At 73.3% G+C, this 17525-nt stretch carries 12 protein-coding genes and 1 riboswitch; of the genes, 5 read left to right on the top strand and 7 right to left on the bottom strand.

The window, feature by feature from the left end:
- Positions 1–133: 133 nt before the first annotated feature.
- Positions 134–1327 carry a cobalt-precorrin-5B (C(1))-methyltransferase gene (locus tag ACFU7Y_RS00630; RefSeq protein WP_380765787.1) on the bottom strand — a complete coding sequence of 398 codons (1194 nt, stop codon included), beginning with the start codon at positions 1325–1327 and terminating at the stop codon, positions 134–136.
- A 365-nt stretch (positions 1328–1692) separates the two neighbouring features.
- Between ACFU7Y_RS00630 and ACFU7Y_RS00625 the strand changes: the two genes are divergently transcribed.
- The gene (locus tag ACFU7Y_RS00625) at positions 1693–3432 is read left to right on the top strand and encodes a TIGR03767 family metallophosphoesterase (RefSeq protein ID WP_224278420.1); all 1740 of its coding nucleotides are present in this window, start codon (positions 1693–1695) and stop codon (positions 3430–3432) included.
- Positions 3433–3517: 85 nt separating this feature from the next.
- On the opposite strand, the gene ACFU7Y_RS00620 is transcribed toward ACFU7Y_RS00625, so the two are convergent.
- Genes ACFU7Y_RS00620 through ACFU7Y_RS00610 form a run of 3 tightly spaced genes read right to left on the bottom strand, consistent with a single transcriptional unit; the run spans position 3518 to position 6968 of the window.
- Complete coding sequence (locus ACFU7Y_RS00620; protein ID WP_224278422.1) at positions 3518–5035, bottom strand: precorrin-2 C(20)-methyltransferase; 1518 nt, start codon at positions 5033–5035, stop codon at positions 3518–3520.
- Complete coding sequence (locus tag ACFU7Y_RS00615; protein ID WP_224278424.1) at positions 5032–5658, bottom strand: precorrin-8X methylmutase; 627 nt, start codon at positions 5656–5658, stop codon at positions 5032–5034. Before ACFU7Y_RS00615 ends, ACFU7Y_RS00620 begins: the two co-directional genes overlap by 4 nt.
- Entirely contained in the window at positions 5655–6968 is a 1314-nt protein-coding gene (locus tag ACFU7Y_RS00610; protein WP_380765784.1) for a hypothetical protein, read from the bottom strand. The genes ACFU7Y_RS00615 and ACFU7Y_RS00610 overlap by 4 nt, the downstream gene beginning before the upstream one ends.
- Before the next feature lie 180 nt (positions 6969–7148).
- A riboswitch (cobalamin riboswitch) is annotated at positions 7149–7234 on the top strand.
- Between the two features lie 65 nt (positions 7235–7299).
- On the opposite strand from ACFU7Y_RS00610, the gene ACFU7Y_RS00605 reads away from it, so the two are divergent.
- The 3 genes from ACFU7Y_RS00605 to lnt all read left to right on the top strand — a co-directional run bounded on the left by ACFU7Y_RS00605 (position 7300) and on the right by lnt (position 12892).
- Positions 7300–7458 (top strand): hypothetical protein, encoded by a 159-nt coding sequence (locus ACFU7Y_RS00605; protein ID WP_224281642.1) that lies wholly within the window; start codon positions 7300–7302, stop codon positions 7456–7458.
- Positions 7455–11084, top strand: coding sequence for a cobaltochelatase subunit CobN (cobN, locus tag ACFU7Y_RS00600; RefSeq protein ID WP_380765781.1), 3630 nt, complete (start codon positions 7455–7457; stop codon positions 11082–11084). The genes ACFU7Y_RS00605 and cobN overlap by 4 nt, the downstream gene beginning before the upstream one ends.
- 221 nt (positions 11085–11305) lie before the next feature.
- Positions 11306–12892 (top strand): apolipoprotein N-acyltransferase, encoded by a 1587-nt coding sequence (gene lnt, locus ACFU7Y_RS00595; protein WP_380765779.1) that lies wholly within the window; start codon positions 11306–11308, stop codon positions 12890–12892.
- On the opposite strand, the gene ACFU7Y_RS00590 is transcribed toward lnt, so the two are convergent.
- From ACFU7Y_RS00590 to gdhA, 3 genes are all read right to left on the bottom strand, one after another.
- Complete coding sequence (locus ACFU7Y_RS00590; protein WP_224281638.1) at positions 12868–13632, bottom strand: VOC family protein; 765 nt, start codon at positions 13630–13632, stop codon at positions 12868–12870. The genes lnt and ACFU7Y_RS00590 overlap by 25 nt on opposite strands.
- A gap of 282 nt (positions 13633–13914) precedes the next feature.
- Positions 13915–14790 carry a GyrI-like domain-containing protein gene (locus tag ACFU7Y_RS00585; RefSeq protein WP_380765777.1) on the bottom strand — a complete coding sequence of 292 codons (876 nt, stop codon included), beginning with the start codon at positions 14788–14790 and terminating at the stop codon, positions 13915–13917.
- Positions 14791–15002: 212 nt separating this feature from the next.
- Positions 15003–16409: an NADP-specific glutamate dehydrogenase gene (gdhA, locus tag ACFU7Y_RS00580; protein ID WP_380765775.1), complete on the bottom strand. Its 1407-nt coding sequence runs from the start codon at positions 16407–16409 to the stop codon at positions 15003–15005.
- Between the two features lie 369 nt (positions 16410–16778).
- On the opposite strand from gdhA, the gene ribA reads away from it, so the two are divergent.
- Complete coding sequence (ribA, locus tag ACFU7Y_RS00575) at positions 16779–17408, top strand: GTP cyclohydrolase II (RefSeq protein WP_380765773.1); 630 nt, start codon at positions 16779–16781, stop codon at positions 17406–17408.
- Positions 17409–17525: the final 117 nt, after the last annotated feature.

Below are 17525 nucleotides of genomic sequence, written 5' to 3'. Positions count from 1 at the left end.
CGCCACTCCATTTGTCCGTTTCTCGCCCCATATGAACGTCAGTTCTTCACACCACCACGTGATGTTGTCACGCCGTCGTGACACTCGTGACAATGTCACGGCCCCGGCGGCTCCCTCCGGAGCGCGCACCGCCTCACGGCCCGAGCGGCTCCGCCCGGCCGACGACGGTGCCCGCGCGGTCGATGCAGATGACGTCCACCACGACCGGCGAGCCCAGCAGCACGCCGAGCGCCGTCGTCCGGGCCGCCTCGGCGACCAGGTCCCCGAGCGGCACTCCGGCCGCACGGCACAACTGCACCGCCTCCAGTGCGGTGTTGGCGCCCGCGACCGCTTCGACCAGCGCCTCGTCCGCCCCGCCCCGACGGGCCAGTTCGGCCAGGTACCCCTTGTCCACCTGGGAGCGCGCCGAGTGCAGGTCGAGGTGACCGGCCGCGAGCTTGGACAGCTTGGCGAAGCCGCCCGCGATGGTCAGCCGGGGCACCGGATGGCGCTTGAGGTACTTGAGCACCGCGCCGGCGAAGTCGCCCATGTCCAGCAGCGCGTCCTCGGGCAGCCTGTGCTCCGCGACCGCGACCTTCTCCGAGGTCGAACCGGTGCAGCCGGCCACGTGGGTACGCCCCGCCGCCCGGGCCACGTCCACCCCGCGGCGGATCGAGTCGATCCAGGCCGAGCAGGAGTACGGAACGACCACCCCGGTCGTGCCGAGGATGGACAGACCCCCGAGGATGCCGAGCCGGGGGTTCCAGGTGGAGCGGGCGATCTCCTCGCCGTGGTCGACCGAGATCTCGACCACGACGTCCCCGCTGCCGCCGTGCGCGGCTGCCACCTCGGCGACGGCGTCCCGGATCATCTGCCGGGGCACCGGATTGATCGCGGGCTCGCCGACGGGCAGCGGCAGGCCGGCCTTGGTGACCGTCCCCACCCCGGGACCCGCCCGGAAGACCACCCCGGCGCCGGGCTCGCCGGACCGCACGGTCGAACGGATCAGCGCACCGTGGGTGACATCGGGGTCGTCGCCCGCGTCCTTGACCACCCCGGCCATGGCGGCGGCCGGCCGCCCCTGCGCACCGGTCAGCTCCTCGGCGGCGGCCAGCTCCTCGGCACCGGTCAACTCCTCGGCGGCGAGCGCGAAGGCGGGCTGCCGGCCCCTGGGCAGGGTGATGACCACCGGGTCCGGGAACTCGCCGGTGAGCAGCGCGGTGTACGCGGCCTTGGTGGCGGCGGTGGCGCAGGCTCCCGTCGTCCAGCCGGGCCGCAGACCGCTGCTCTTCAGCTGGCCGGCCCGGCCTCCCGCTCCGGCTCCCGCCTCGGCTCCCGCTGCGGCCACCTGCGCCCCGTTTCCGACGGCGCCCGCGCCGTCCTGCTCCGCTCCGGCGGCCGCGCCGGTCGCCGTCGCCGATTTTCCCCCACCCGGCCGGGCGGGGCCCGACCGGGGTGGCGGTCACCGCACCGTGCGCGACCTGTGGAGACACCAGGACCCGCACCCGTTCGCGGGCCGGAGCAGCACCCGTGCGCACGCTGCGGAGGAGGAGGGGCCCCGCCTTCCCGAAGAGTTCTCCGCAGGGGCCTCGCCCATCACACCTACCAGTGAGTAATCTGGCGGTCCGCCAGAAGCGGGTTCATGACACGTGGGCCCGGTCGGGGTCGACTTCCCCGCCGGGCCATCAGTATGTGGGGGTTTTTGTGGCAGGGATGAATCGGCGTACGTTCCTCACCGGTACGTCGGTGGCCGCGGCCTGGTCGGCCTTGTCGCTGGGCGGCGCGCAGTTCGCCTCGGCCGCGGCGCGCGACCAGGCGCTGGCCACGACGGCCGCGCGGGCGGTCAGGATCACCGGGACCACGCTGGAGCAGGTGGCCACGCCGGTCGGCACCGGCGGCTACAAGCGCCTGACGGCCGGGCCGGGCTGGCCGCTGGTGGTGCGCGGCGACCTGGCGTCGGCGACCGCCGGACGGGACGACCGCCGGACCGGCCTGGCCAGCTTCGTCCAGTTCAGTGACCTGCACCTGGTGGACACCGAGTCCCCGGTGCGCTTCGAGTACCTGGCCAAGCTCAACGGCAGCGCGTACCGGCCGCAGGAGGCCCTGAACGCCCGCGGCGTCTCGGCTCTCGTCGAGCGGGTCAACTCGCTCGCCGGCGGCCCGTACACCGGGATGCCGTTCAGCATGGTGATGGCCACCGGCGACAACACCGACAACCACGAGCTCGCCGAACTCGACTGGTACCTCAAGGTCATGGGCGGCGGCCGACTGGCCCAGAACACCGGCGACCTCAGCCGCTACGAGGGTGTGCAGAACTCCGGCAACGCCGCCTACTGGAACCCCGAACTCGCCTACACCGACGGCTACAAGGCGAAGGGCTTCCCGCAGGTGCCCGGCTTCCTGTCCGCCGCCGGCCGCCCCTTCGACGCACCGGGCCTGCACACGCCCTGGTACACCACGGTCGGCAACCACGACGACAGCATCGAGGGCTCACTGCCGGACCTCGGGCTGCTGAACGACCTGTACACCGGCCAGTACAAGCTGGAGGGCTGCGACGACGCCACGGCCGGCCAGCTGATGGACTCGCTGCGCCGCGACCCGGCGGGCGCCGTGCTGCTGCTGGCGAAGCTGATCGCCAGCGGCGAGGCGGTGCGCCGGATCACCCCGGACGAGCGCCGCCGGCCGTTCACGCTCAAGGAGTTCGCCAAGGCCCACCTGAACCCGGCGGTCACCGGCGCCGGCCCGTACGGGCACGGTTTCACCTCGGACATGGTGAACAGCGGCAAGCTCTACTACACCTTCCGCATCTCGGAGAAGGTGGTCGGCATCAGCCTGGACACCACCAACCAGGCCGGGTTCGCCGACGGTTCGCTGGGCACCGCGCAACTGCGCTGGCTGGAGCAGCAGTTGAAGGCGCACAGCGGGCACTGGTACGACGCCGACGGGCGCAGGGTGACGGGCGGGAGCACGGACGAGCTGATCCTCGTCTTCAGCCACCACACCAGCGGCTCGATGGGCAACCTGCTGCCGGACCCGCGCAACATCTTCGAGGGGCGGCACGACGGCAACGAGCTGGTGGCGCTGCTCCAGCGCTACCCGAACGTGGTCGCGTGGGTGAACGGGCACACCCACATGAACAAGATCACGCCGCACGGCCACGCGGTGCCGGAGCGGGCGTTCTGGGAGATCAACACCGCCTCGCACATCGACTACCCGCAGCACGGGCGGATCATCGAGATCGCGGACAACGGGGACGGCACGCTCTCGCTGTTCACCACGCTGATCGAGTCCTCCGCGCCGTACGGGACGGACTTCGGCAGCACCTCGGACGCCAACCTCGCGGCGCTCTACCGCGAGCTGTCGTACAACGACCCGAACGGCCGCCCGACGGCGCTGCTGGGCGCGGGCGAGGACCACAACACGGAGCTGCTGATCACCAAGCCGACCCGGTAGCGACTTCCGGGGGCGGAGAACGGCGAACGGCTGACAGATGACAGCGAACAGATGATGAAATCTGTTCGCTGTCATCTGTCGCCCGTCACTCCTCCGGGTACCGCCGCGGCGTCCAGACGACCTCCACGCCGCCGCCCCGCTCGACCGCCTGCGTCTGCGAGGAGCCGATCAGCAGGATGGTCCGCATGTCGACCAGCGCCGGGTCCAGCTCCCCCAGTCGGACGATCCGCACCCGCTCGGTCGGGCCGCCCACGTCACGGGCCATCACCACCGGGGTCTCCGGCGCCCGGTACTCCAGCAGCAGGTCCCGGGCGAGCCCGACCTGGGTGGTCCGGGACTTCGAGCCCGGGTTGTACAGCGCGAGCACCAGATCCGCCTCGGCCGCGGCGCGCAGCCGCTTCGCCACCACGTCCCAGGGCTTGAGCCGGTCCGAGAGCGACACCGTCGCGTAGTCGTGCCCGAGCGGGGCGCCGGCCCGGGAGGCGGCCGCGTGGGCGGCGGTCATGCCCGGGAGCACCCGTACCGGGACGTCCCGGTACGCCTCCTCACAGGCGACCTCCAGCACCGCGGTGGCCATCGCGAACACCCCCGGGTCGCCCGAGGAGACCACCGCGACGCGGTGCCCGCGGCGGGCGAGGTCCAGCGCGAACTCGGCACGCTCCGACTCCACCTTGTTGTCCGAGCCGTGCCGCTGCTGCCCCGGCCGCTGCGGCACCCGGTCCAGGTAGGTGGTGTAGCCGACCAGGTCGGTGGCCTCGGCCAGCGCGCCGCGCGCCTCGGCGGTCAGCCAGAGCGGTCCGGCCGGCCCGGTGCCGACCACGGTCACGCTGCCGACACCGTCCGACAGCCGGACCTCCGGCTCCAGCGGCGCGACCTTGCTCGGCAGCACCGCGACCGAGAAGTAGGGCACCGTCTCACCGTCGACCTCGGCGAGCGGCGCGACCCGCTCCCCCGGCATGAAGGCCCGCTCCACGTACTGCGCGTCCGCCAGCCGCCCCGCCCGCTCCAGGGCCCGGCGGACCGTCGGGAAGGTGCGCCCCAGCTTCATGATCACGGCCGAGTCGGCGGCCGCGATCCGCGCCGTCAGCTCCTCCTCGGGCAGCGTGCCGGGAATGACGGTGAGCGTCTCCTCGGCCTCGGTCAGCGGCTGTCCGAGCCGGGCGGCGGCCGCGCTGAGCGAGGTCACGCCCGGCACCACCTCGGTCGGGTAGCGGTGCGCGAGCCGCTTGTGCATGTGCTGGTAGGAGCCGTAGAAGAGCGGGTCCCCCTCGGCGAGGACGACCACGTCGCGCCCGGCGTCCAGGTGGGCGGCCAGCCGGGCGGCGGCCTCCTCGTAGAAGTCGTCCAGCGCGCCGCGGTAACCGCCCGGGTGGTCGGTGGTCTCGACGGTGAGCGGGTAGACCAGCTTCTCCTCGACCTGGCCACCCGTCAGGTACCGCTCGGCGATCGACCGCGCTATGGACCGGCCGTGCCGGGCGCTGTGGTAGGCCACCACGTCGGCCTTGCCGATGAGTTCGGCGGCACGGACGGTCACCAGCGAAGGGTCGCCCGGGCCGAGCCCGACGCCGTACAGCCGACCCGTGGCCTTCTGCTGATCCGTCACTCTTCTTCGCTCGCAATCGCGTTGACGGCGGCGGCGGCGATCGCGCTGCCGCCGCGCCGGCCGCGCACCACCAGGTGCTCCAGGCCGGACGGGTGCTCGGCCAGGGCCTGCTTGGACTCGGCGGCGCCGATGAAGCCCACCGGGACGCCGATCACCGCGGCCGGTCGCGGTGCCCCCGCCTCGATCATCTCCAGCAGCCGGAACAGCGAGGTCGGCGCGTTGCCGACGGCGACCACCGCGCCCTCCAGCCGGGGCAGCCACAGTTCCATGGCCGCGGCGCTGCGGGTGTTGCCCATCTTCCGGGCGAGGTCGGGCACCGACGGGTCGGTGAGGGTGCAGATCACCTCGTTGTCGGCGGGCAGCCGCTTGCGGGTGACGCCGCTCGCGACCATGTTGACGTCGCAGAGGATGGGCGCACCGGCGTGCAGCGCGGCGCGCGCGGAGGCGACCACACCGGGCGAGTACACCAGGTCCTCGACCAGGTCGACCATCCCGCAGGCGTGGATCATCCGCACCGCGACCTGGGAGACGTCCGCCGGGAGGGCGGCCAGATCGGCCTCCGCACGGATGGTGGCAAAGGACTGGCGGTAAATGGACGCGCCGTCCTTCTCGTACTCGATCACTTCGTCGTCCTCCTGGCCTCGGCGACCGCCTCGGCCATCTCCTCGTTCGTCACGTCGACGCTCGTCGCATTGACGTCCGTCGCATCGGCGGCGGTCGCGGCGGACGCCGCACCGGCCCCCGCCCCGTTCACCGTCACCCGGTAGCCGCGCCCCGTGGCGAGCACGTCCACCCACCGCCCGGCCGGGTGGCCGCAGCGCCGTTCACAGCCCGACCAGTGGACGGGCAGGACACCGGCGGGGCCGGCACCGGTTCCCGCCGCGGCGCCGGCGTCCAGCGCCCGGGCCGCGTCCGCACGGACGTCGGCCCGCGACTTGGCGCAGCCCGGCAGCCCGGTGCAGGCGGTGGCCCGCTCCCAGGCCGAGCCGGGTTCGGTACGGAAGCCGGCCGCGGCGAGCGCTGGCAGCCGGTCGGCCGCAGCGCCGGGCAGCACCACCCCGCGCCAGGGCGTCAGCCGCAGCTCACCGGCCGAGGCGGCGACCAGAGTCCGCCACTGTCCGGCGCTCGCCCGGCCGAAGCGCAGTCCCACCGAGAGCCCGCCGGGCAGCGTGCCGACGGCGGGCGCGGTACCGGCGAAGTCGGGCAGCGGCACCGAGCCGGCCGGCGTCAGTTCGGGGACCTCGCGCAGGTGCCAGGCCCGGCGTCCGTTCGTCCGCAGTGCCGTCAGGAAGGAGCGGGCCGCGTCCAGCACGGCCGTGACCTCCTGCCCGGCCTCGACCGGGTGTCCGCGCCCGTCGCGCCCGAGGCGCAGCAGCCCGGTACCGTCCGGGCCTGCGATCAATGTCACATCCGCGTCGAGCGCGGCGACGTCGCCCCGCCCGTCGTCCAGCGCGAACAGGAACTTGCCGGAGAGCCCGGCCGCCCAGTCGCTCGCGCACAGCCGTGCGTCCAACTCCCGCACCCAGGCCTGCACATCGGCGGCGCCGGGGGTGCCGCCGGCGGCGTCGAGTCCCGCCGTCGGCGAGGCGACGATGTTGCGGACCCGCTCGTGGGTGTCCGAGGGCAGCAGCCCGACGGCGCGCAGCCGGTCGGCGAGCTCGGCCGCGCAGTGCGAGGCCAGGCCGCGCAGCTGGACGTTGCCGCGCGAGGTGGTCTCCAGCTCGCCGTCGCCGAGGGCTTCGGCCGCCTCGGCCAGCGCGAGTGCCTGATGGCCAGTCAACAGGCCGCCGGGGAGGCGGATCCGGGCCAGGGCGCCGTCGTCGGCCGCATGCAGACGAAGCGCTCCGGGGCAGGCGTCCGCACGCCCCCGGTCGGGCACCTCCCGGTCGGGTCCTGCGGCGCCCGGCGCGGCGGCGGCGGGTGTCGGTGGCATGGCGGCGAGCATACAGATGATCCGATCGCTTGCCTCCGTCCGCTGCATCACACCCCGGCCCGGCAGGCCGCCCCGCTTGCCGGACGTCCGAAAGCTCACCCTCCCCCAGGTCAGCCGCACCCCGTACGATGCTGGCGGGCGGTCCCCGTGGGCCGCCCGCACGCCAGCGACGGCGCAGGGGAGGAAACCGGTGCGAACCCGGTGCGGTCCCGCCACTGTGACCGCGGCTCACCGGTAGACCGGTCGGCCGCGGGAGCCAGGAACTCCTGCCGTCCTCCACCGGCCCGGGGCGCGGACCCCGAGGAAGGCAGAAATGTTCCAGCGCTGTCGCATGCCCGCGCCCGCGTCCCCGGCCGCCATCACGGCCGGTCCGGCCGCCGCCACGACCACCCCGGTCGACCGCGCGGCCGTCCCGGCCACCACAGCGGCCGACCCGGCCCAGATCCCGGCCACCCTGGCCACCGACGAGGCCGGGAGGGCCTTCGCATGATCCTGCTGCTGTCGACGTCCGACACCGACCTGCTCAGCGCCCGTGCCTCCGAGGGCCCGGTGCGCTACCGGCTCGGCAACCCGGCCCGGCTCACCCCCGAGGACCTGCCCGCGCTGCTGGAGGGAACCGAGCTCGTCGTGGTCCGCCTGCTCGGCGGGCGCCGCGCCTGGCAGGAGGGCCTGGACACGCTGCTGGCCGGCCCCCGCCCGGTGGTGGTGCTGACGGGTGAGCAGGCCCCCGACGCCCAGCTGATGGAGCTGTCCACCGTCCCGGCCGGCATCGCCGCCGAGGCGCACGCCTACCTGGCCCACGGCGGCGCGGCCAACCTGGCCGAGCTGGGCGCCTTCCTCTCCGACACCGTGCTGCTGACCGGCCACGGCTTCGCCCCGCCCGCCTCCGCCCCGGCCTGGGGCCCCCTGGAGCGCGAGGCCCGTACGTCCGAGGGTCCGACGGTCGCGGTGCTCTACTACCGCGCCCACCACATGAGCGGCAACACCGCCTTCGTGGAGACGCTCTGCCGGGCCGTCGAGGACCAGGGCGCCCGGGCCCGGGCCTACTACTGCGCCTCGCTGCGCGGCGCCGAGCCCGAGCTGCTGGCCGCGCTCGGCGAGGCGGACGCGATCGTCACCACGGTGCTCGCCGCCGGCGGCACCCGCCCGGCCGACGCCCAGGCCGGCGGGGACGAGGAGGCCTGGGACGCGGGCGCGCTGGCCGCACTCGACCGCCCGATCCTCCAGGCGCTCTGCCTCACCTGGTCGCGCGCCCAGTGGGAGGGCAGCGACGACGGTCTTTCCCCGCTGGACACCGCCACCCAGATCGCCGTCCCGGAGTTCGACGGCCGCCTGATCACCGTCCCGTTCTCCTTCAAGGAGCTGGACGAGGACGGCCTCACCGTCTACGCCGCCGACCCGGAGCGCGCCGCCCGGGTGGCCGGCACCGCCGTCAGGCACGCCCGGCTTCGGCACGTCCCGGCCGCCGAGCGCCGCCTCGCCCTGGTGCTGTCCGCGTACCCGACCAAGCACTCCCGGGTCGGCAACGCCGTCGGCCTGGACACCCCGGCCAGCGCGGTGCGGCTGCTGGAGCGGCTGCGCGCGGAGGGCATGGACCTCGGCGACGACCTGCCCGGTTTCCACACCGGCACCGAGGACGAGGGGCACGAGGGCGACGCGCTGATCCACGCCCTGATCGCGGCCGGCGGCTACGACCAGGACTGGCTCACCGAGGACCAGCTGGCCCGCAACCCGGTGCGCATCCCCGCCGCCGACTACCGCCGCTGGTACGCCACCCTCCCGCAGGGCCTGCGCGAGCAGGTCGAGGAGCACTGGGGCCCGGCCCCCGGCGAGCTGTACGTCGACCGCTCGCAGAACCCCGACGGCGACATCGTGCTGGCCGCGATCCGCTCCGGGAACCTGCTCGTGCTGATCCAGCCGCCGCGCGGCTTCGGCGAGAACCCGGTCGCCATCTACCACGACCCCGACCTGCCGCCGAGCCACCACTACCTGGCCGCCTACCGATGGATCGAGGCCGCCCAGGAGGACGGCGGCTTCGGTGCCCACGCCGTGATCCACCTCGGCAAGCACGGCAACCTGGAGTGGCTGCCCGGCAAGACCGCCGCGCTGTCCGCCGAGTGCGGCCCCGACGCCGTCCTCGGTGACCTGCCGCTGATCTACCCCTTCCTGGTCAACGACCCGGGCGAGGGCACCCAGGCCAAGCGCCGCGCCCACGCCACGCTCGTCGACCACCTCGTCCCGCCGATGGCCCGCGCCGACTCCTACGGCGACATCGCGCGCCTGGAGCAGTTGCTGGACGAGCACTCCAACATCGCCGCGATGGACCCGGCCAAGCTGCCGGCCATCCGCGCCCAGATCTGGACCCTGATCCAGGCCGCCAGGCTCGACCACGACCTCGGCCTGGACGAGCGCCCCGAGGACGACGGCTTCGACGACTTCCTGCTGCACGTCGACGGCTGGCTCTGCGAGGTCAAGGACGCCCAGATCCGCGACGGTCTGCACGTGCTCGGCCAGGCGCCGACCGGCACCGACCGGGTCAACATCGTGCTCGCCATCCTGCGCGCCCGGCAGATCTGGGGCGGCGTCAGCGCGCTGCCCGGCCTGCGCGAGGCGCTCGGCCTCGACGAGGCGGCACTGACCCTGGGCGCCACCGACGCGGCCGAGGAGAAGGCCCGCGCCCTGGTCGAGGCCATGGAGGCGGAGGACTGGGCGCCCGAGGCGGTCGACAAGGTCACCGCCGGGCTGCCGGAGGCCGTCCAGGAACCCGTCCGCGAGGTGCTGGCCTTCGCCGCCACCCAGGTGGTGCCGCGGCTGGCCGCCACCACCGACGAGCTGGGCGCCGTGCTGCACGCGCTCCAGGGCGGATTCGTCCCGGCCGGCCCGTCCGGCTCGCCGCTGCGCGGCCTGGTCAACGTACTGCCGACCGGCCGCAACTTCTACTCCGTCGACCCGAAGGCCGTCCCCAGCAAGCTCGCCTGGGAGACCGGCCAGGCGCTCGCCACCTCGCTGATCGAGCGCTACCGCTCGGACAACGACGGCGCCTACCCGCCCTCGGTCGGGCTCTCGCTCTGGGGCACCAGCGCGATGCGCACCGCCGGCGACGACATCGCCGAGGCCTTCGCCCTGCTCGGCGTCCGCCCGGTCTGGGACGACGCCTCGCGCCGGGTCACCGGCCTGGAGCCGATCCCGCCGGCCGAGCTGGGCCGCCCGCGCATCGACGTCACGCTGCGCATCTCCGGCTTCTTCCGGGACGCCTTCCCGCACATGGTCGCCCTGCTGGACGACGCGGTGCGCCTGGCCGCCGCCCAGGAGGAGTCTGCGGAGTCGAACTACGTCCGCGCCCATGTGCAGGCCGACCTCGCGGTGCACGGCGACGAACGCAAGGCCACCGTCCGCGTCTTCGGCTCCCGCCCGGGCACCTACGGCGCGGGCCTGCTCCAGCTGATCGACAGCCGGGACTGGCGCACCGACGCGGACCTGGCCGAGGTGTACACGGTCTGGGGCGGCTACGCGTACGGCCGCGGGCTGGACGGCCGCCCGGCGCGCGAGGAGATGGAGACCGCCTACAAGCGGATCACCGTCGCCGCGAAGAACACGGACACCCGCGAGCACGACATCGCCGACTCGGACGACTACTTCCAGTACCACGGCGGCATGGTGGCCACCGTGCGCGCCCTCACCGGCAAGGCCCCGACCGCCTACATCGGCGACTCGACCCGCCCGGAGACGGTCCGCACCCGCACCCTGACCGAGGAGGCCGCCCGGGTCTTCCGCGCCCGGGTGGTCAACCCGCGCTGGATCGAGGCGATGCGCCGCCACGGCTACAAGGGCGCCTTCGAGATGGCCGCGACGGTGGACTACCTGTTCGGCTACGACGCCACCACGGGCGTGGTCGCGGACTGGATGTACGAGAAGCTGACCCAGGAGTACGTCCTCGACCCGGTCAACCGGGAGTTCCTCGCGGGCGCCAACCCGTGGGCGCTGCACGGGATCAGCGAGCGGCTGCTGGAGGCGGCGAGCCGCGGGCTGTGGGAGCAGCCGGACCCGGAGCTGATCGCGCAGCTGCAGGCCGCGTTCCTGGAGACCGAGGGGGACCTGGAGGGCGGCGAGGACTGAGGGCGCGCGGGGCGGGCCAGGGGCAGCCTCCGCAGGCCCGCCCCTGGCCCGCCCGCCGCTCGTGCCCTGCTTGCGCCCGGCCTGCCCTGGATCCGCCGCTGGATCCGCCGCCGGATCGCCAGTTCGACTGAGGCCACTGGTTCCACACGTGGTGTTCCATTCACCCGTTCGGCCGATCGGCGTACTGGTGGTGCGCGCCCTCACGGCGGACAATACGGATCATGTCGCGTCGCTCCGCTCCCACCAGCCCGGCCCTGAGCACGCCTGCCACCGAGGAACGGGAGCCGCACGCGCCGCACCGGTACCGCACGCGGATCGGTGCGCTGGCGGCCGGAGCGGTTCCGGTGCTCGCCTTCCCCGTGCCCGGGCAGGCCTGGCTGGCCTGGGTCGCGCTCGTCCCCGGACTGCTGCTGATGCAGCGGGCACCCTCGGGTCGGGAGGCGGCGGTGCGCGGCTGGTGGTTCGGCACGGGGTTCATCCTGACCGCGATGTACTGGCTGGTCCCGTCCATCGGGCCGGGGCTGCCGGTGCTCGCTGTGCTGTTCGGGGCGCTCCAGGGCGCCGTCGGATACACCGTGCACCGGCTGCTGCGCCCTCAGCTGACCGCCCGCCGGGCACTCCTGGCGCTGCTGGTCGTGCCGGCGGTCTGGGTGACCACCGAGTATGCGCGGTCCTGGCCCGCGCTCGGCGGGCCGTGGGCACTGCTCGGCGCCACCCAGTGGCAGCACCCGGCGATCCTGGGGCTGGCCTCGGCCGGCGGGATCTGGCTGGTCAGCGCGGCGGTGGCGGCGGTGAACACCGGGGTACTGATCGCGCTGACCGCGGTGCGCCGGCGGCCGCGGGCCGTCGCGGCCGGGTCCGTCGTGCTGGTGCTGGTCTCCGGCCCGCTGCTGTTCGCGCTGCGCGAGGCGCCCGCCGGGGACGGGGCCGTGACCGTGGCGCTGGTCCAGCCCGGCATCGTGGAGGACCCGCAGGCCCGGTTCGAGGCGAGCGCGCGGATAACGGCCGGACTGGTCGGACAGCCGGTGGACCTGGTCGTGTGGGGCGAGAGCAGCACCACCGCCGACCTCGACCGCGACCCGGCCGCGCTGGACACCCTGCGCGGACTCGCCGCGACCACCGGCTCCGAGGTCGTCGCCGGGGAGGACGCGCGCAAGGCGGACGGGCGGATCTCCAAGGACGCGGTGCTGGTCTCCCCCACCGGCATGGTGGACCGATACCGCAAGATCCGGCTGGTGCCGTTCGGCGAGTACATCCCGCTGCGGCCGGTGCTCGGCTGGATCGCCGGGGTCAGCCGGGCCGCGGGCGAGAACCGGGCACCCGGCACGTCCTTCCATGTGTTGCCCACCACCGACCGGGCGGGCGCGCCACTGCCGGTCGGGGCGCTGATCTGCTTCGAGTCGGCCTTCCCCGACATGTCCCGCACCGCCGCCCGGGACGGCGCCCGGGTGCTGGTCTACCAGTCCTCGACCTCGACCTTCCAGCGCACCTGGGCCCCCGAACAGCACGTCTCGCTGGCGGCGATACGGGCCGCCGAGACCGGCCGGCCGGCCGTGCAGGCCTCGCTGACCGGAGTCTCGGCCGCCTTCGACGCCCAGGGCCGGGAGCTCGCCCGGCTCGGTACCGACGGCACCGGCGCGCTGACCGTCCGGCTGCCGCTCACCGCGCCCGGGACGCTGACCTGGTACGACCGGATCGGCGACGTCGTGCCCCTGGGGGCGCTGCTGGTCACCGCGGGGGCGGCGGTGGCGGGGTGGCGCTCGCGAGGCGTCCGGCGCGCCGATCAGCTCTCGCTTCCGGCGGTGTAGACGCCGAACGCGGCGCCCTGGGGGTCGCGCAGCACCGCGATCCGCCGGCCGCCCGGCACGCCGGTGGCGGGCATCAGCACGTCCCCGCCGAGCGCCGCAGCCCGGCTGACGGTGTTGTCGGCGTCGGCGACCGCGAAGTACGGCAGCCAGTGCGGCGGCACCTGGGGCGGGAAGCGGTCGTCCATCGTCAGCATGCCGCCGAAGTCCCGGCCGTCCAGGCCCCACTGGGGGTAGTGCTCGGAGGGAGCGACGGACCAGCCGAAGACCTCCGGATAGAAGGAGAGCGCACCGGCCGGGTCGCGGGTGAGCAGTTCCACCCAGCCGAGCGAGCCGGGCTCGTTGAACACCCCGGCGCCCTGGAAGGCGCGGGCCTGCCAGAGGATGAACACCGCGCCGGAGCGGTCGGCGGCCACCGAGAAGCGGCCGAGGTCGACGACGTCGGTGGGGTCCTTCAGGATCCGGCCGCCGGCCTCCTTGATGCTCGCGGCGGTGGCGTCGGCATCGGCGACCGCGATGCAGACCGTCCAGGCGATCGGCTGATCCGGGGCGTAGCGCGGGGTGATGGCGGCGGCCGGGGCGCCCCGGACGAGCACCTGGGTGTAGTCGCCGTCGTCGGGGCGGGCCGCGTCGTCCACCTGCCAGCCGAAGAGTTCGGTGTAGAAGGCCCGGGCGGCGGCCGGGTCGGAGGTGCCCAGCTCGGTCCAGCAGGGGGCGTTGGTGGTCACGGAGGTCTGCTTCATGACGTCTGTCCTCGTAGCTTGCTCGGGAACTCGCGGGTTTTCGGCGCCTCGGCCCCCGCACCTCCTGCCCCAGCATGCGGGACGGGGCGGACCTTGGCGGGCGGTGGTGGGCCGAACGGGGTGAGCGGAGTGGCGGCGCGGCGGCGCGGCGGCGGGACGGCGGGACGGACGGTGCGGGCGAACAGATGACAGCTGACAGATTTTGAAATCTGTCAGCTGTCATCTGTTACCAGTTACCCGATATCTGTCGGCTGTCGGCCGTCGGCCGTCACCCGCGCTCGGTCAGCCCCGCACGGCCCGCGACACCGGGATCCACAGCTCCGCCGCGACATCGGCCGCCCCCGGGACGGGCCTGGTCCGGAGGATCTCCGGACCAGGCCGGGCTTCGTACGGGTTGGACGGGAACCACTGACTGGCCACGTCCCCCCACATCTCCTGCAAGGCCTGCGGGAACGGCCCGGTGTTGGTGAACACCGCCCAGGTGCCGGCCGGGACGTCGAGCACGTCCAGGTCCGCCGGAACGGCGACACCCTCGCGCGCCACCACCGCGTGCCAGTAGTCGAGTTCGGACCCCTCCTCGCGGTTCGGTGAGAAGTCGTCGCTGACCGACAGGATCCCGGCCGGGTCGTCCCCGGACAGGGCCGCGATCCGTTCGACCGTCTCCCTGCCGAGCCCCTTGATGAACTCCGCGATCCCCGGGTTGATCCCCAGGTAGATCAGGGTGACCCGCGCCTTCCTGCCGACGATCCGGAAGTCCGGCTTCTCTACGATCCGGTATTCCATACTGCTGCTTCCCTCCACGACGAGTCGGAAGGACATCCGGGGCTGGGAGACGAGCACCGCACCGTCGCGCCGGGCCTCCCCCGGCCCGACTCCGTGCATGGCCCGGAACGCCCGGGCGAACGCCTCCCCCGAGGAGTACCCGTACCGGACCGCGATGTCGAGCAACGTCCGCCCGTCGTCGAGGACTTCGGCCCCGGCGACGGTGAGCCGCCGGCGCCGGACGTACTCCGACAGCGGCATCCCGGCGAGCATCGAGAACAGTCGCCGGAAGTGGTACTCCGACGTCATCGCGATCCGTGCCAGCTCGGCCACGTCGACCTCGCGGTCCAGATCCCGTTCGATCCGGTCCATCGCCCGGTTCAGGTGCTCCAGCACGCCAACCCCGCCCTTCCCTTACTGACCTTCACCGTAGGAAGGACCCACCCTGCCGCACCCGACAATCGGTGCCCGCTCCGGTCGGGTGGCGATCGCCGGGTGACGGCCGTCGGCGGCGGGGATCAGCGCCCGATTCAGCGCCCCCGATTCAGTGACCCTGAATCACCGGCCCTGAAGCACCGGCCCTGAAGCAGCGAGTCTGTTTCAGCCGCTCAGATCAGGCCCTGGGCCAGCATCGCGTCCGCGACCAGCTCGAAGCCGGCAATGTTCGCGCCGACCACGTAGTTGCCCGGGTGGCCGTAGCGCTCGGCGGTGGTGAAGCAGGAGTCGTGGATGTGCTTCATGATCCCGGCCAGCCGCTCCTCGGTGTGCTCGAAGGTCCAGGAGTCGCGCGAGGCGTTCTGCTGCATCTCCAGCGCGCTGGTCGCGACGCCGCCCGCGTTCGCCGCCTTGCCCGGGCCGAAGGCCACCCCGGCCTCCTGGAAAACCCGCACCGCCTCCGGGGTGGTGGGCATGTTCGCGCCCTCGGCGACGGCCAGCACCCCGTTGCGCACCAGGGCCAGTGCGTCGGCCTCGGTCAGCTCGTTCTGGGTGGCGCAGGGCAGCGCGACGTCGCAGGACACGCTCCACACGCCCGGGCCCTCGACGAACTTGACGTGGCCGCCGCGCAGTCGGGCGTAGTCGGAGACCCGGCCGCGCCGGACCTCCTTGACCTCCTTGAGCAGGTCGAGGTCGACGCCCTTCTCGTCCACCACGTAGCCGGAGGAGTCGGAGCAGGTGAGCACGGTCGCACCGAGCTGCTGCGCCTTCTCGATCGCGTAGACCGCGACGTTGCCGGACCCGGAGACGACCACCCGGCGACCGTCCAGGCTCTCGTCACGGCTGTGCAGCATCTCGGAGGTGAACATGACGCAGCCGTAGCCGGTGGCCTCGGTACGCACCTGCGCACCGCCCCAGCCGAGGCCCTTTCCGGTGAGCACACCACTCTCGTACCGGTTGGTGATCCGCTTGTACTGGCCGAAGAGGTAGCCGATCTCCCGGCCGCCGACGCCGATGTCCCCGGCCGGCACGTCGGTGTACTCGCCGAGGTGCCGGTACAGCTCGGTCATGAAGGACTGGCAGAACCGCATGATCTCGGCATTCGAACGACCCTTGGGGTCGAAGTCGGAGCCGCCCTTGCCGCCACCGATGGGCAGACCGGTGAGCGCGTTCTTGAAGATCTGCTCGAAACCGAGGAACTTGACGATCCCGAGGTTCACCGAGGGGTGGAAGCGCAGCCCGCCCTTGTACGGGCCGAGGGCGCTGCTGAACTCCACCCGGAAGCCGCGGTTGACGTGGATGTCGCCGGAGTCGTCCGTCCACGGCACCCGGAACATCAGCTGCCGCTCGGGCTCGCAGATCCGCTCGATGATCCGGGCGTCGAGGAGTTCGGGGCGGTGGGCGAGCACTGGCGCCAGGGTCTCCAGCACCTCGTGGACGGCCTGGTGGAACTCGTCCTCGCCCCGGTTGCGGCGGACCACGTCCGCGTAGAGCGCCTCTATCGCGCGCTGCTCGGCGTCGAAGGAGGAGGGGGAGACGGAGGATGCGGGGGTGACAGGGCTGGCGGGGGTCGTCGGCATCTGGTCAGGACCCTTCCGTGGTCGTCGATGGGCTTGCGCAGCGTTCCCGTGGGTCGGGGGGACGTGCCCAGGAAACGGGGGAAGTCTCGCAGTGTCCACACCGCGGCTCCCGCACCATCCACATGCTGGAAGACCCTGCGGGAACAGGCGGGGCTGATGGGGTGTTGTGCGCCTCCGCGGTCGAGTGCGGCAACACCAGGCCCCTAGTTGTTCAAATTGGAACTACCTAGTACGGTCGACCTCCGATCCACCACGATCCATCCGGGTCCGATCGGCTTCGCCCCGGTCCGCGCCATCTCGGCCCGGTCCGCCCCGGTCCGATCCACCCCGGTACGCCCCGGTCCATCCCCGATCCACGGAGACCCACCCATGCCGCAGCCCGGCTCCGCCACGGTGCGCTCGCGTGTGCGCATCCCGCTGACCTTCCCCGACGGCTACCGCGCCGAGGCGGAGGTCTTCACCTTCCACGACCTCGCCGACGGCGCCGAGCACCTGGCGCTCGCCCTCGGCTCGGTCCCCGAGGGCGGGACGCCGCTGGTGCGGCTGCACTCCGAGTGCCTGACCGGCGACGTCTTCGGCTCGGACCGCTGCGACTGCGGGCCGCAGCTGCGCGAGTCGGTGGAGCGGATCAGCGAGGCCGGCGGGTACCTGCTCTACCTGCGGCAGGAGGGCCGTGGCATCGGGCTCTACAACAAGCTGGACGCCTACGCCCTCCAGGACTCCGGCCTGGACACGTACGACGCCAACACCGCGCTGGGCCTGCCCGAGGACGGCCGGGACTACACCGCGGCCGCCCAGATGCTCACCGCGCTCGGCGCGACCGGCATCGACCTGCTGAGCAACAACCCGGACAAGGCGGCACAGCTGGCCGAGCTGGGGATCATCGTGCGGCACCGGGTGCCGACGGGCGTGCACCTGTCGGCGAGCAACGTCCGTTACCTGCGGGCGAAGGTGGAGCGGACGGGGCACTCGATCGAACTCTCCCGGCTGGTCGGCTGAGCGCGCCGGACGGGCGGCAGCGGACAGCCGACGGAGCTCCGGCGACGGACGACAGATAACAGCTGACAGATTTCGAAATCTGTCAGCTGTTATCTGTCAGCTGTCGTCCGTCAGCCG

It is taken from the genome of Kitasatospora sp. NPDC057542 (assembly GCF_042801945.1).
GTDB lineage: Bacteria > Actinomycetota > Actinomycetes > Streptomycetales > Streptomycetaceae > Kitasatospora.
This window is presented reverse-complemented; position numbering and strand designations above follow the sequence as displayed.

Bases quoted from the DNA above. Each gene is read 5' to 3' on its own strand.
- ACFU7Y_RS00610 (WP_380765784.1), bottom strand. From the start codon at position 6,968: ATGCCACCGACACCCGCCGCCGCCGCGCCGGGCGCCGCAGGACCCGAC.
- ACFU7Y_RS00590 (WP_224281638.1), bottom strand. From the start codon at position 13,632: ATGAAGCAGACCTCCGTGACCACCAACGCCCCCTGCTGGACCGAGCTG.
- lnt (WP_380765779.1), top strand. From the start codon at position 11,306: ATGTCGCGTCGCTCCGCTCCCACCAGCCCGGCCCTGAGCACGCCTGCC.
- gdhA (WP_380765775.1), bottom strand. From the start codon at position 16,409: ATGCCGACGACCCCCGCCAGCCCTGTCACCCCCGCATCCTCCGTCTCC.
- ACFU7Y_RS00605 (WP_224281642.1), top strand. From the start codon at position 7,300: ATGCCCGCGCCCGCGTCCCCGGCCGCCATCACGGCCGGTCCGGCCGCC.
- cobN (WP_380765781.1), top strand. From the start codon at position 7,455: ATGATCCTGCTGCTGTCGACGTCCGACACCGACCTGCTCAGCGCCCGT.
- ACFU7Y_RS00625 (WP_224278420.1), top strand. From the start codon at position 1,693: ATGAATCGGCGTACGTTCCTCACCGGTACGTCGGTGGCCGCGGCCTGG.
- ribA (WP_380765773.1), top strand. From the start codon at position 16,779: ATGCCGCAGCCCGGCTCCGCCACGGTGCGCTCGCGTGTGCGCATCCCG.